Here is a 14,195-nt window from a genome sequence, read left to right as displayed (position 1 = left end):
TCATGGACACACCCCCCAGTACCCCCACCCCCGGCGCCCTCCCCGGCACCGTCCGCACAGATTATCCGCGGACACCCTCGCGGGGAGGCAGGATCTATAGACTGCGCGCGGGGAATCGTTGGGGGGCTGACGCATGGCCGTTGAGGCACACGGATTCCAGCCGCGGGGCGGCCCTGCGCGCGAGCCCGGCGGGACGCAGGGCCCGGGCGGCCCCGCCGGTCCGGGAGCGGGCGTCGTCGAGGTCCCGGCGGTCTCGCCGCGGGCGCTGCTCTCCCGGGCGCTGGCCGTACCGCTGATCCTGGGTCTCGGCCTGTTCCTGCCCGCGGTGGTCGCGGCGCAGCCGGGCCCGGGGGCCCGCGACGGCGTCTTCTGGCTGCAGATGGTGCTCACCTGCTACTCCGGCATCCGGCTCGCGGTGATGGCGCTGACAGCCCACCGCAAGCTGATACAGGGCTCGTTCTGGCTCTTCGTGTACGTGGCGATGGGCGTCGCGCCGCTCGCGCAGGACGTCCTCGGCCAGACGCCGACGCCGGTCATCGGCACCCGCTCGGATCTGCTGGTCGCGGTCGCGCTGGTGCTGATCGGCTGTGCGGCCTTCGACGTCGGCGCCCTGCTGTCGCGGCACAGGCCGATCCGCCGGGCCCGCCGCAAGGACCGCTCCGCCTCCTTCCACCGCAGGCGGGTGTATCTGCTGGCAGCCGTCGCCTTCGTCGGCAGCGCCCTGCTGGTGGTCAAACTCGGCGGCCCCGCCGTGTTCTTCAGCAGCCGCCAGGCCATCACCGACACGATCCGGGCCGACGGCGCGGCCTCGGCGGAGTCCAACGTCGGCTCCGCCTTCCTGCGCGGCTTCGGCACCGTCCCCGCGCTGCTGGCGCTGCTGGTCTTCACCCGCTGGCTGGTGACCTCGCGGCGGGCCCGCCGCCGGCCTCTGGTGATCGCCACCTGGGGCGCGCTGCTGCTGCTCAACGGCGTGGTCAACAACCCGATCAGCAACCCCCGTTACTGGTTCCTGACGGTCCTGTTCTCATTCCTCTTCACGGCCTTCCCCAGGAGCCCGGCGATGTACCGGACGGCCCTGGCGCTGGGCGTGCTGGCCGCGCTGGTCGTCTTCCCGTTCGCCGACCGCTTCCGCTACGACGACGACGGCTACAAGCCCGTGCAGACCACGTCGGTGTTCGAGCCGCTGGCGATCAAGGACTACGACCAGATCGGCATGTTCGCCAACACCATCACCTTCTCGGAGACCGGCCCGGGCCACTTCTACGGACGGCAGCTCGCGGGCTCGGCGTTCTTCTTCGTGCCGCGGTCGGTCTGGCAGGGCAAGCCCCGCGACACCGGCGTCATGATCGGCCAGTGGATGGGGATGAAGAACGTCAACCTCTCCTCCCCCATGTGGGCCGAGGTCTGGATCGACTTCGGCGCCGGCGGCGTCGTCGCGGGCTTCGTCGCGCTCGGCTACCTCGCCGCCCGGGGCGACCGCCGCTACGCCCTGCGCACCTCGGTGGACCCGCGTCCCGGCAACGTCATGGCGATCGTCATCCCGCTCGTCGCGGGCTACTCCTTCATCCTCCTGCGCGGCCCGCTGCTGCAGGCATCGGGCCGCATCGGGGTCGCCCTGATCTGCTTCGCCCTGGTCACCACCCTGCGCTCCGACGAACGCAAGCACCTGCGCTGAGCCGCGGCACCGCACGGGCCTACAGCCCGGCCGCGCCCGCCGCCGGGGTCGTCAGGGCGTCCAGCGCGCGCCGCAGCTGCGTGCTGGAGGTGTGCACCGTGTACGGGAAGTAGACGACCTCGACCCCGACCGTGGCGAAGTCGCGCTCGAGCCGGTCCCCCTTCTCGGTGCCGCGCCAGTCGTCGCCCTTGAAGATGACGTCGAACCGGACCTGCTCCCAGGTCTCCAGCTTGTTCGGGACGGTCTCGACGAACGCCGCGTCGACGAAGCGCACGCTGCGGACGATCTCCAGCCGTTCGACGAGCGGGACGACCGGCTTGCGCCCCTTGGCCAGGGCGGCCATCTCGTCCGAGACCACCCCGGCGACCAGGTAGTCGCACTGGCTTCGGGCGTGCCGCAGGATGTTCAGATGGCCGACGTGGAACAGGTCGTAGACACCAGGTGCGTATCCCACACGGTGCGCCATGTCGCGAATCCCCCCACAGGAATACAACCGTTCCGCGAGCTGCGGAGTCTCAGACACTAGCGTGAAGCCGGTGTGTTTCTCCGGTGAACGGATAAGGTGAGCACCTGGTCACTTCTGGGGGGAAGGGGTCCTTCCGTGCCCGAGTTCGAGGGCCGCACTCTGCTGCTCGTCTCCACCAACTACGCGCCCGAACACGCGGGTATCGGCCCGTACGCCACGCAGATCGCCGAGCACTGGGCGGCGGCGGACGGCGGCGGCGCCGAGGTCCATGTGCTCGCCGGCATGCCGCACTACCCGTCGTGGCGGCTCGACCCCGCGTACCGGGGCGTCTGGCGGACCGAGGAGCGGCGCGCCGGGGTGCTGGTGCACCGCCGGCGCCACACCGTGCCGCCGCGTCAGACAGCCCTCAGACGCGCCCTGTTCGAGGCGTCGATCCTCGCGCACGGGCTGGTCGCACCGCCTCGCGTGCGGCCGGACGCGGTGGTGGCCCAGATGCCGAGTCTGGCCGGTGGGGTCGTCGGCGCGCGCATCGCCGCCCGGCACAAGGTGCCGTACGTGCCGATCGTGCAGGATCTGATGGGCGCCGCCGCCGCACAGAGCGGCATCCGCGGCGGCGACCGGGCGGCCGCGGCCGCCGCGGCCGTGGAGGCGTACGCGCTCAAGCGGGCCACGCTGGTCGGGGTGATCCACGAGAGCTTCGTGGACCGGGTCGCCGCCATGGGCGTGGACCGCGGGCGCATCCGGCTGGTGCCCAACTGGTCGCATGTGGCGAGGCCTTCACGGCCGCGCGAGGAGACCAGGGCCCGCCTCGGCTGGGGCGAGGAGCAGACGGTCGTGCTGCACTCCGGCAACATGGGCCTCAAACAGGGCCTGGAGGTGCTGGTCGAGGCCGCCCGTCTCGACCCCTCGGTGCGGATCGTGCTGATGGGCGACGGCAACCAGCGCGAGCACCTGCGCGAGCTCGCGGCGCAGGTGCCGAACCTGGAGTTCGCCCCGCCCGCCGAGGACGCCGACTTCCCCGACGTGCTGGCCGCCGCCGACGTCCTGGCCGTCACCCAGCGCGCCTCGGTGCTGGACATGAGCATCCCGTCCAAGCTCACGTCGTACTTCGCCGCCGGGCGGCCCGTGGTCGCCTCTGTCGCCGCGGAGGGCGGCACCGCGCAGGAGGTGCTGCGCTCCGAGGCCGGGCTGCTGGTGGAGCCGGAGGACCCGGGCGCCTTCCTGAAAGCCGTGCGCGCCCTGGCGCAGGACCAGGAGGCCGCCACCGCGCTCGGTGCCCGGGGGCCCGCCTATGTGGCGGCGCACCTGAGCCGCGAGGCCGGATTGTCACGGATCAGTGCGCTCCTCACGGAGGCACTGGACACGGCCGCAGAAGCTGTCGATCCTGAGGGGTCGGACGTAGGGGGGGTTCCACGCACGTGAGTGATCAACCGCACGCATCGCAGATGTCCGAGGCCCACGACGAACCGGACCTGCTGCGCGACCAGTTCCGCCAGCTCGTCCGCTACCGCGCGCTGCTGGTGGCCGGCGTGCTGATCGGTCTGCTCGGCGGCGGATACCTGGCCGTCTCCGGCAAGGACACCTATGTGGCGACCAGCGAGGTGGTGCTGCGGGCGGCCACCGTCGACGAGTTCGCGGCCGGCGGCACGGCGCCCGACAAGGCGATCAACATCGGCACCGAGCGGCAGACGGCGATGAGCAACGAGATCGCCAAGCGCGCCGCCAAGGCGCTGCGCCTGCCGCAGCGTTCCGTCTCCTCGCTCCAGGCCGACCTCCAGGTCACCAACCCGCCCAACACCCTGGTCCTGCGCTTCGCGTACACCTACAGCGACCCGGACGAGGCGGCCCGCCGCGCCAACGCGCTCACCCGGGCGTTCATGGACGCGCGCCAGGAGACCACCGAGACCACCATCAAGAACACCGTCCACAACCTGCGCAAGCAGCTCGACCCGGTGGTCAAGCAGCGCAAGGAACTCGACGACCAGATCGCCAGGCTGGGCGAGGGACCCACCCTGGACGCGGCCACCACGGTGCAGGCCACCCTCGTCGGCCGCATCTCCGAACTCAGTACCAACATCACCCGGTTGCAGACCCTCGACACCACGCCCGGCAGGTGGATCCGGGTCGCCTCCCCGCCGGCGGGGGCCTCCGGCCCCGGGCTGCCCATGATGCTCGGCCTCGGCGCGCTCGTCGGCGTCGCCATCGGCCTGCTGGCCGCCTGGGTGCGGCTGGTCTTCGACCCGACCGCGCGCTCCGAGGGCGACGTGGTGCGGGCGCTGCGCGCGCCCGTGCTGGGCACGCTGCCGCGCGGCAGGGGCGGGCCGCTGCTCGCCGTCGACAACGCCGACCCCCGGCTGGCCGAGGAGTACCGCTCGGTGGCCTTCCGGCTCGCGTACGACCAGCGGTTCGCGGAGCACCGCCGGCTGCTCGTGGTCGCACCCCGCGGCACCGCGGACACAGCCGCCTCGGTCGCCGTCAACCTGTCGGCGTCCTTCGCCGAGATGGGCATGGACGTGCTGCTGGTCGAGGCCGACCTGCGCACGCCCGGGCTGTCGGCGCGGCTGCGCTCGGCCGACGGCTCCCGCCCCGGCTGGGCCCGTTCCCCGCACCTGAGCGAGGGCGGCTGGCCGGCCGGTCTGCAGGTGCCCATCGACGCGGGCGAGTCCGGCTCCTTCGACCTCGTGCCGGGGCGCCGGGTGCGCAACGTGGCGCGGGCGCTCACCTCGTCGGCGGCGAGCCGGCTGTTCGCCGAGGCGGACACACCGGGCGCCGCGGTGATCGTGCTGGCCCCGGCGGTCCTGACGTACGCCGACGCGCTGGCCCTGGCCGACCGCATCGGCGGCGTCCTGGTCGTCGCCGACCCGCACGCGGTGCACCGCACCGACCTCGACCGGGTGCGCCAGCTGATCACCGGCGCGGGCAGCACCGTGCTGGGCGCCGTCCTGCACTCCTCGCCCCGCCGAGGCTGGTGGGCCCGGCGGGCCCGCCGGGCGGCCCTCAAGCGGAACGCCGCCGCGTCACGCTCCGAGGCCGCCCCGGCCGCCCCGGCCGCCGGGGCCGCGTCCACCGCGGAGGGCGGCGCCGCGGTCGCGGCGACCCCGACGGCCAGGGCGTCCGCGCCCACCGCCGGCGACACCCCGGCGCCGACCACCGACACCATCCCCCTGCGCACGGTGACCCGGTGACGCGGCGCCCGGTGAAGGTGGGCCGGGCGCCGGGCGCGAAGACCGCGATCGCCTGCTCCGTGCTCGACCAGGGCGTGGCGGCGCTCACGAACATCCTGGTGCTCGTCGTCGCCGCCCGGCTGTCCAGCGCCGCGGGGTTCTCGGTCTTCTCGATGGTCTACACCGTCTTCTCCGTGCTGCTGGGCGTGAGCGTCTCCTACGTCGGCCAGGCCCTGGTGCTGGAGCGGGGAGAGCCGGAGTCGGTGGCCACCGCCTGCCGCTCGGCGGCCTTCTTCGTCGCGGCGGCGTCCGCGGCGGCCGGGGCAGCCATGGCGGCGGTGCTCGCCTTCGTCCCCGGCGAGACGGCGTGGGCGCTGGCGGTGCTCGGCATGGTGCTGCCTCTGGTGCTCACCCAGGACGGGCTGCGCTACTGCTTCTCGACGCTGCGGCTGCCCCATCTCGCCCTCGTCGGCGACACCTTGCGGCTGGCGGTGGCGCTTCCCGCGCTCGCCCTGCAACCGCAGGGCACGGGCCCGGCCAGGCTGGTCGCTGTGTGGGGCCTGTCGGCGGCGCCCGCGCTGCTGCTCGGTGCCGCACTGCTGGCCCCCCGGCTGCGCGGCGCCAAGGCGGACCTGCGGCGCTTCGTGCGCCGTGGGCACCTCGGGCGGCGCTTCGTCGTCGAGTACGGCGTGGGCAACGCCTCCAGCCAGCTCGCGGTGGTCGGCCTCGGCGTGTTCGCCAGCCCGCTCGCGGTGGGCGCTTTGCGCGGTACGACGACGCTCTTCGGCCCGATGAACGTGCTCTTCAACTCCGCCACCGCCTTCGGTCCCCCGCTGCTGAACCGCGTCCCGGGGATGCGCGGCCAGGTCCGGACGACCGCCCTCCTCGCCGCCGTCCTCGCGGGCGTCGCCGCGGCCTGGACGGCCCTCCTCATCGCGCTGCCGGACCGCGCCGGCCGCGAACTGCTCGGCGAGACCTGGTCGGCGGCGTCCCGCCTGCTTCCCGCCACGGGCACGCAGTACGCCGCGATCGCCGCCGGCACCAGCGCCCTGCTCACCCTGCGCGTCCTGCGGCCGAAGGCCACCCTGCCCATCCAGGTGGTCTTCTCCCTGGCCTCGGTCGCCTTCATGATCGGCGGCTACGCCCTCGGCGGCGTCCTCGGCGCCGCCTGGGGCCTCGCCCTCGGCTCGGCCCTCAAGGCGCTGGTCCTCTGGGCCCGCATCGCCGTCGTCCGCCGTGAAGCCGCCCGGGCGGGCCACCCCGAAGGCCACGCCGAACCCGCCCCCACGGGCGCGTAGCCCTTCGTCCCGATCTCCCGCATCTCCCGTAGGCCCCCCGCGCACCCGCAGACGCCGGTCGCGGGGGGGGGCTCGCCCACCACCGGGAGGAGGCGTGGCAGCGGCCGTTCGCCCCCGCGGACGGCGACGAGACCCCATGCCACCGCGGAAGGCGACCCGCTCCGGAGCCTGGACCCCCGCCACCCGACCGCCCGCAGCCCGCGCCCCACGAGACCGCCCCTGCCCTCCCGCCCGTAGCCCGCCGGCAGTGCGACCGAAGGGAGCCAGACGCGACCCGCCGTCCACCCACCGGCCCGCCCGCGCCGCAGACCGAGGCCCGAGCCGCAGCCCTACGCCCCGGCCACGGCCACGGCCGTTCGGACGCCGGAGTGCGGGAAGAGCGGGGCGGGAGCGGGAGTCGGCCGTTGTCCCCAGGGGCGCAGCGGTGGGCGATCAGGGCGGCGGCGGCAGGGCTCCGATACGCGAAAGGACCGAGGCCCCGCGCGGGGGGCCTCGAAGAAGACGCGGACGCGTCCGGTGTCAGCGGCCCCGGGCGGGGGCCGTCATTCGCCGGTTGTACGGGTTCGCGATCACGCCTGGATGCCAGCAGCGGGGGTGCTCAGTTCGCGGAACCATTTCGCGAGGAAGGCGACGAGGAAGAGCGCGTGCACCACGAACAGCGCGGCGTACGCGGCCAGGAAGACCCGCGGCGCTCCGAGGGTGAGGAACACCAGGCAGAACACCCCGTAGTCGACGGGCAGCAGCGCGAGCGCGCGCAGCCGCGACGGGGCGGCGGCCGGGGTCGTCCCCGCGGCAGCGGGGGGCTTCGGCTTGAGCTTGTCCGCCAGCAGACCGCCGCTGAAGAGGAGTACGGCCGCGAACTGGAAGCCGAGCGGCAGCAGCAGCCAGCCCTCGGAGGGCAGATCGAAGAAGCGGTGGAAGGAGATCAGGACGGCCGCGTGGATCGCGGTGATCTTCCCGGCGTCGACCACGTGGTCCAACCACTCCCCCGCCGGGCTGCCGCGGCCCAGCAACCGGGCGAGCTGCCCGTCCGCGGAGTCGAAGGCGAAGCCGACGACGAGGCCGAGGTACACCGCCGCCGCCAGCGGCCACGAGGGCCGGGCCAGCGCCAGGGCCGCGATCGCGGTCAGGCTGAAGGCGGCGCTCACCAGGGTGACCTGATTCGGCGTCAGTCGCATGCGGTAGGCGCAGGCGGCGAGCACCCGGCCGGCCGGCCGGTTGATGTGGCGCGAATACAGCGACACGCCCTTGGCGGATTTCTGGGCCGTGCGCAGCTCGCGCAGCGCGCCACCGATCGTCAGCGTCACGTGACCCCCCAGCGATGCGACCTTCGTGCGTGTCACATCATGGCAGGCCGCGGCCGCCGCCCGGGGCAAGTAGGGTTTCTGACGGGCCGTCAACTACCGGTACGCGGACACCCCCGCAGCCGACCCGCCGTCACCCCGCCCGCACGCCCGCCGTCCGTACGGGCGTCACTCCGGCGGTGGTACCGCCCCTCCCGTCACACGGGTGAGCAGCAGGGCGATGTCGTCGTTGCGCGGGCCGGAGCGCTGGGCGTGCCCGAGGAGGCTGTCGGCCAGGGCGTCCATCGACGCGCCCGGACCGGCGCCGGCGACCTGCGCCGCCAGGTCGGCGGCGGAGACATCGATGTCGACGCCGGGCGTCTCCACCAGGCCGTCGGTGTAGAGGGCGAGCACCGCGCCGGGTGGCAGCGCGATCTGCGTCGTCGGATAGCGGGCGTCCGGGTCCACGCCCAGCAGCGGTCCGGGCGGCAGCGGCAGCACCTCGGTGGTGCCGTCCGGATGCCGCAGGATCGGCGGCGGGTGCCCGGCGGTGGCGATGCAGGCGGTGTGCCCTTCCAGGTCCACTTGGGCGTAGAGGCAGCTGGCGAGCAGACCCGGGTCGAGGTCGACGAGCAGCCGGTTGGACCGGGTGAGCACCTCGCTCGGGGAGGCCCCGGCGGTGGCGCGGACGGCCGTGCGGACCTCCCCCATGAGCGCGGCGGCGTTCACGTTGTGGCCCTGCACGTCGCCGATGGCCACCCCGCAGGTGGTCGTGTCGAGGCGGATCACGTCGTAGAAGTCGCCGCCGATGTCGATGCCCCGGGTGGCCGGCAGGTAGCGGGCGGCCACCTCGAGGCCGGGGACGTCGGGCAGGACCCGGGGCAGCAGCCGCGCCTGCAGGCTGATGGCGATGTCGTGCTCGGCGTCGTACAGGCGCGCCCGGTCCAGTGCCTGCGCGGCCAGGCCGGCGATCGAGAGGAGGACGCTGCGCTCGCCGGAGGAGAAGGGGTGCGGGCGGTCGTAGGCGAGGGCCATGGAGCCGACCGGCCGGCCCGAGGTGATCAGGGGCAGGAACGCCCAGGCGGCCTTGCGGTCCCGGACGACCGTGTCCGGGTAGATGCGCAGCATTTCGTCGACGTTGGCGAAGAAGCTCGGGACGCCCGTCTTAAGGACGCGCACGGCCGGGTTGTCGACATCCACCGGCAGGGTGTCGACGGACTCCATGAACTCCTCGTGGTAGCCCCGGTGCCCGATGACCCGCAGCCGCCCCTCCTCGGCCGTCAGCAGCGCCACGGCCTGCACGCCGAAGACCGACAGCATCTGCTCGACGACCAGGTCGATGACGTCCTGGGTGCCGACGGCCTCGGTGAGTGTGGCCGCCATGTGCAGCAGGTGGTAGAGGGCGATGGCCCGATCCGGAGTCGGTCCTGCGGGCAGTTGCTCCGCGGGGGTGTCCGCGGCCTCGGGCGCGGGGGCGGGGGTGACCCGGACGCTCACACCGGTGCCGTCCGGGTGGAGCTCGAAGGTGAGCCACCGGTCCGGTGGGCGCAGCGCCGTGGCCGTGGAGGGGCGGCGGCTGATCATCGCGCTGCGGAAGCGGTCCTCGAGGACGGGGTCGTCCAGCCAGGGCAGCAGCTCCCAGGGCTCGGCGCCCAGCAGGTCGGGCACCTCCGCGCCGAGCAGGGCGGCCGCCGACCGCGTGACGAAGGTGATCCTGCCCTCCAGATCCAGGGCGAAGAAGCCTTCCGGGAACCGTTCGGCGAGGTCGGCGGCGGCCGCCGCCTCTTCGGGGCCGTGGGCGCGGGCGCGCAGCGCGGGCAGGACCCGCGGCTCCTCGGGGGGCAGCACCGGCCTGCCGTCCTCGGCGGCCCTGCGCAGCAGCCGTCCCATGCGGTCGCAGGCCCCCCGGTAGGCCTCGCGGGTCCGCCGGGAAAGGCGCCCCGGATGCCCGCCCGGCCACACCAGGCACAGCGCGCCCCAGGCGGTGGGGCCGCTGGTGACGGGGGCCGCGGCGAGCGGGAAGTCGTACGGCAGGACCAGGGCGAGCCGGGGATAGGACCGGGCGATGTCCTCGTGGCCGCCCAGCAGCACCATGCGCCGTTCGCGGACCGCGTCGGCGACGGGGTGGGAGGCGCCGGGGACCACGCGCCCCCATATGGCGTCGATCTTGCGGGAGACGCCGACGACCGCGGCCAGCCTCAGCAGGTCCTGCTCGGGCGCCATCAGGTAGACCAGGCCCATGGTGGCGCCCGTGTCGCGCACCACCTGCCTCAGCGGGGAGTCCAGCAGCGCCGCACCGGGGTGTGCGGCGACAAGGCCGGCGAGCTCCGGCGGCATGTCCTCACCACCCCCCGGCCGGTGCCGGGAGCGGGCGCGTCCTGTCCTCGGGGACCATGGCCTGCTGCGCCTCCGTTCCGCCGTGGGGGCCAGCCGGCCGACGCGGCTGCCGGGCGGATGCCTACCCCACGTCAGCTGCCAAACTACCCGATGAACGGCATGAAGCACCTTTCGGACGTCTGTTTCCACGCGCCCGGGTGCGGATCTTTCACGGACCCGGGCGGCCGTCCGCCCCTGGGTAGGTGACGACGGCGTCCGGAACGGCCAGGGCGGCGACGGCAGGAGCGGCGCGGGTCACGCCACGCCGAGCGCCCGCGCGAACCGGGTGCCGGCCGCCGCCCTGGGCGCACTCCCGTCGCGCCACCTGCGGCACGGGTGCACGGAGTTGGCGAGCAGCACCAGGAACCCGTCGGTGGCGGGGTCGATCACCAGGCTGGTGCCGGTGAACCCGGTGTGGCCGGCCGCTCCGCGCCCGGCGAGGGCGCCCATGAAGTACGGCCGGTCCACCTCGAAGCCGGGGTAGGGGCCGCCGCGGTCCAGCAGCGCACGGCAGAAGAGGGCCAGGTCCCACGCGGTGGAGAACAGTCCGGCGTGGCCGGCGACCCCACCCATGACGTGGGCGTTCTCGTCGTGGACGGTCCCGTGCAGCGGGCCGCGGTCGAGCCGTCCCCAGGGCCTGCGCTGGTCCTCGGTCGCGGCGATCCGCGGGATCCAGGAGGCGGGCGGGTTGTAGCGGGTGTCGTACATCCCGAACGGCTCGGTGACGTCCTCCCGCACCAGGGCGTCGAGGGCCTCGCCGGTGGTCCGCTCCAGGACGTGCTGGAGCGCGATGAGATTCAGGTCGGAGTAGATCCGCTCGGTGCCCGGCGCCGCGACCGGGGCCTCCTCCCAGAGCAGCTTCGCCCGGGCCTCCCCGTCGGGGTGCTCGTGGAAGGGCAGCTCGGGACGGAGCCCGGAGGTGTGGTCGAGCAGTTGCCCCACGGTGATGCGCTGTTTGCCGGCCGCGGCGAACTCGGGCACGTAGGCCGCCACCTCCCGGCCGAGTTCGAGCCTGCCCACCGCGACGACGGCCGTGCAGAGCTTGGTGAGCGAGGCGAGGTCGAAGACGGTGTCGGGACGCATCGGGACCCACCGCTCGCGTGGCAGCTCCACGCCGCGGTCGGCGTCCTCGTCGTAGGAGGCGTAGCGGACCGCCCAGCCCAGGGCCTCGTGGAGGGCGACCGTGCCGCCCCGGCCCGCGAGGACCACCGCCCCCGCGCACCAGGGGTGCCCGGTGGGCGGTGCGGGCTCCAGAAAGGGGGTGATGTCCGCGACGAGCCGGTTCAGCTCGTCGCCGCGCAGCTCCGCGTCACGGGAGGTACCTCTCGACAGCCGCGGGGCCATGCTCCTCCAGCAGTTTGCGGGCCTTCTCGATGAGGGCGGGTGTGGGCTCGCGGCCGGAGGCCATCACCAGGTCCTCCGGATCGATCTGATGTTCGGACCCGGTGTGCAGGCAGCTGTCTGCGGTCTTGAAGGCCCACTTGCTCTCGTCGATCGGCTCGGACATCCCTGCCTCCTGACTGGCGTGGCGACGGGCGGGACGAATCACCGTGCATCCACAGTACGCCGCCGGGGTCGGCACAGCCCGACGAAGCAGACCACGGCCGCGACGGCGCCGCACAGCTGCACCACGGCCATCGGCACCGCCGTGTGCTCCCCCGCGATCCCGACGAGCGGCGGGGCGATCGCGCCCACCAGGAAGGAGCTCGTGCCGAGCAGCGCGGAGGCGGAACCCGCGGCGTGCCGGGTGCGCATCAGGGCGAGCGTGTTGGTGTTGGGCAGCACCAGGCTCATCGCCGCCATGAGCACGAAGAGGCTCGCGGCGACCGGAAGCAGCCCCACCGGCCCGAGCCACCCCGAGGTCAGCGCCACCAGCACGGCCGAGGCGACCGTGATCACCGCCAGTCCCACCCCCGTCACCTTGTCCATGCTGACCCGGCCGACCAGGATCTTGCCGTTGACCTGGCCGAGCGCCACCAGGCCCACGGAGTTCAGACCGAAGAGCAGGCTGTAGGTCTGCGGCGAGGCCCCGTAGATCTCCTGGATCACGAACGAGGACGCCGAGACGTAGGCGAACAGAGCGGCGAAGGCGAAGCCGCCGGTCAGCATGTAGCCGGTGAAGGCGCGGTCGGCGAGCAGCCCGCGCATCGCCCGCAGAGTGGCGCCGAGCCCGCCGACGTGCCGTTCCGCGGGGGCCAGCGTCTCCGGCAGCCCGCGCCACACCACGACGGTGAGGAGCAGGCCCACCACCGTCAGCACGACGAAGACCCCACGCCAGTCGGTGATCCGCAGCACCTGCCCGCCGATCAGCGGTGCGACGATGGGCGCGACCCCGGAGATCAGCATCAGGGTGGAGAAGAAGCGGGCCATCGCGACGCCGTCGTACAGGTCGCGGACGATCGCGCGGGCGATCACGATGCCGGCCGCGCCGCTGAGCCCCTGCAGCAGCCGGAAGCCGATCAGCAGTTCCGTGGTGGGCGCGAAGGCGCACACGGCGGTGGCCAGGACGTAGAGCACCATCCCCGCCAGCAGCGGACGGCGGCGGCCCCAGCGGTCGCTCATCGGGCCGACGACCAACTGACCGAGGGCGAGTCCGAGAAGGCACGCGGTGAGGGTGAGCTGCACCGTGACGGCAGGGCTGCGCAGATCCTCGCCGACCCGCGGCAGTGCCGGCAGGTACATGTCCATGGAGAGTGCGGGGAGCGCGCTGAGGGCGCCGAGGAGGAACGTCACCATCACGCTGGTGCGGGCTCCTGGGATCTCTCCGGCGCGTCGTACCGGGGTTGACGGCCCCGGTGTGGATATCTGGTCGGGCGGGGTCGCGCCGGCTTGCGGCATGGGGTCTCTCTCCGTGGTGTTCGAATCGTTCTCTATGCTCTCAGCAATCACAAGGTGGTCGAGGCCAGGTGGGGGCAGATTCATGACGGAATCGATCGATTCCGGTAGGAAAGTGCGCTGGGGCATCCTGGCTACCGGCGGCATCGCCGCGTCGTTCGCGGAGGACCTGCGCGAGCTGAAGGACGACGCCGAGATCGTCGCGGTCGGCTCACGCCGGCTCGACTCCGCGCAGGCATTCGCGGACCGCTTCGGCATCCCGCGGGCGTACGGCAGCTGGACCGAACTCGCCGACGACGAGGGGGTGGACGTGGTGTACGTCGCCACCCCGCACTCGGCGCACCGCGTCGCGGCCGGGCTGTGCCTGCGCGCCGGGCGGGCGGTGCTGTGCGAGAAGCCCTTCACCGTCAACGCGGTCGAGGCGCGCGAACTGGCCGACCTCGCCCAGGCCCGCGGGCGCTTCCTGATGGAGGCGATGTGGACCTACTGCAACCCCGTGGTGCGGCGGCTGACCGAACTCGTGGCGGACGGGGCGGTCGGCGAGGTCCGCAGCGTGCACGCGGACTTCGGCCTGCCCGGCCCCTTCGAGCCCGGCCACCGGCTGCTCGACCCGGCGCTCGGCGGCGGCGCCCTGCTGGACCTGGGCGTCTACCCGGTCTCCTTCGCCCACCTGCTGCTCGGCGAGCCCGACGAGGTCCAGGCCTGGGCGCACCTGACCGAGGACGGCGTGGACGACAACACCGGCATGCTGCTCGGCTACGACAGCGGCGCCATGGCGGTGCTCAGCTGCTCCCTCACCGCCGACACCGCGCAGACCGCGGTGGTCACCGGTTCCGCGGGACGGATCGAGGTGCCCCGCGGCTTCTTCCACCCGGACCGCTTCGTGCTGCACCGCGACGGTCGCGAGCCGGAGGAGTTCGGCGCCCCCGACGACGGCCTGCGCGGGCTGCAGCACGAGGCGGCGGAGGTCATGCGCTGCCTGCGCGCGGGCGAGCGCGAGTCCCCGCTGGTGCCGCTGGAGGGCAGCCTCGCCGTGATGCGGACGCTCGACACCGTCCGGGACCGCATCGGCGTCCGCTACCCCGGCGAGGGCTGAGC

Annotated in this window: 11 protein-coding genes; 5 read left to right on the top strand and 6 right to left on the bottom strand. The window is 73.8% G+C overall.

The genetic code is table 11. The features are described from left to right. Positions 1-133 precede the first annotated feature (133 nt). A complete protein-coding gene (locus tag ACRWND_RS25655) occupies positions 134-1,675 on the top strand; it encodes a hypothetical protein (RefSeq protein WP_431953375.1) in 1,542 nt (513 codons plus the stop codon). A 19-nt stretch (positions 1,676-1,694) separates the two neighbouring features. Here ACRWND_RS25655 and ACRWND_RS25650 read toward each other — a convergent pair whose 3' ends face one another. Then, positions 1,695-2,141, bottom strand: a complete 447-nt coding sequence (locus ACRWND_RS25650; protein ID WP_431953373.1) for an adenylyltransferase/cytidyltransferase family protein — start codon at positions 2,139-2,141, stop codon at positions 1,695-1,697. A 135-nt stretch (positions 2,142-2,276) separates the two neighbouring features. Between ACRWND_RS25650 and ACRWND_RS25645 the strand changes: the two genes are divergently transcribed. The 3 genes from ACRWND_RS25645 to ACRWND_RS25635 are packed head-to-tail and all read left to right on the top strand — an operon-like array spanning position 2,277 to position 6,603. After that, positions 2,277-3,563 carry a glycosyltransferase family 4 protein gene (locus ACRWND_RS25645; protein WP_431953371.1) on the top strand — a complete coding sequence of 429 codons (1,287 nt, stop codon included), beginning with the start codon at positions 2,277-2,279 and terminating at the stop codon, positions 3,561-3,563. Between the two features lie 23 nt (positions 3,564-3,586). Further along, positions 3,587-5,326 (top strand): lipopolysaccharide biosynthesis protein, encoded by a 1,740-nt coding sequence (locus tag ACRWND_RS25640; RefSeq protein WP_431953369.1) that lies wholly within the window; start codon positions 3,587-3,589, stop codon positions 5,324-5,326. After that, complete coding sequence (locus tag ACRWND_RS25635) at positions 5,323-6,603, top strand: hypothetical protein (protein WP_431953367.1); 1,281 nt, start codon at positions 5,323-5,325, stop codon at positions 6,601-6,603. Before ACRWND_RS25640 ends, ACRWND_RS25635 begins: the two co-directional genes overlap by 4 nt. Before the next feature lie 569 nt (positions 6,604-7,172). Here the strand turns inward: ACRWND_RS25635 and ACRWND_RS25630 are convergent. From ACRWND_RS25630 to ACRWND_RS25610, 5 genes are all read right to left on the bottom strand, one after another. After that, the gene (locus ACRWND_RS25630) at positions 7,173-7,910 is read right to left on the bottom strand and encodes a CDP-alcohol phosphatidyltransferase family protein (protein ID WP_431953365.1); all 738 of its coding nucleotides are present in this window, start codon (positions 7,908-7,910) and stop codon (positions 7,173-7,175) included. Positions 7,911-8,075: 165 nt separating this feature from the next. Further along, positions 8,076-10,223 (bottom strand): SpoIIE family protein phosphatase, encoded by a 2,148-nt coding sequence (locus ACRWND_RS25625; RefSeq protein WP_431953363.1) that lies wholly within the window; start codon positions 10,221-10,223, stop codon positions 8,076-8,078. 294 nt (positions 10,224-10,517) lie between these two features. Beyond that, on the bottom strand, positions 10,518-11,606 hold the full coding sequence (locus ACRWND_RS25620) for a serine hydrolase domain-containing protein (protein WP_431953361.1): 1,089 nt from the start codon (positions 11,604-11,606) through the stop codon (positions 10,518-10,520). Next, on the bottom strand, positions 11,572-11,769 hold the full coding sequence (locus tag ACRWND_RS25615; RefSeq protein WP_431953359.1) for a hypothetical protein: 198 nt from the start codon (positions 11,767-11,769) through the stop codon (positions 11,572-11,574). Before ACRWND_RS25615 ends, ACRWND_RS25620 begins: the two co-directional genes overlap by 35 nt. Positions 11,770-11,807: 38 nt before the next feature. After that, on the bottom strand, positions 11,808-13,100 hold the full coding sequence (locus ACRWND_RS25610; RefSeq protein WP_431953357.1) for a multidrug effflux MFS transporter: 1,293 nt from the start codon (positions 13,098-13,100) through the stop codon (positions 11,808-11,810). Between the two features lie 82 nt (positions 13,101-13,182). Between ACRWND_RS25610 and ACRWND_RS25605 the strand changes: the two genes are divergently transcribed. Then, on the top strand, positions 13,183-14,193 hold the full coding sequence (locus ACRWND_RS25605; protein ID WP_431953355.1) for a Gfo/Idh/MocA family protein: 1,011 nt from the start codon (positions 13,183-13,185) through the stop codon (positions 14,191-14,193). The last annotated feature ends 2 nt before the right edge of the window (positions 14,194-14,195 follow it).

Source organism: Actinacidiphila sp. bgisy167 (assembly GCF_965342175.1).
In the GTDB taxonomy this organism is placed as follows: domain Bacteria; phylum Actinomycetota; class Actinomycetes; order Streptomycetales; family Streptomycetaceae; genus Actinacidiphila.
Note: the sequence above shows the minus strand (reverse complement) of the source record. Positions and strands in the feature narration are given on the sequence as shown.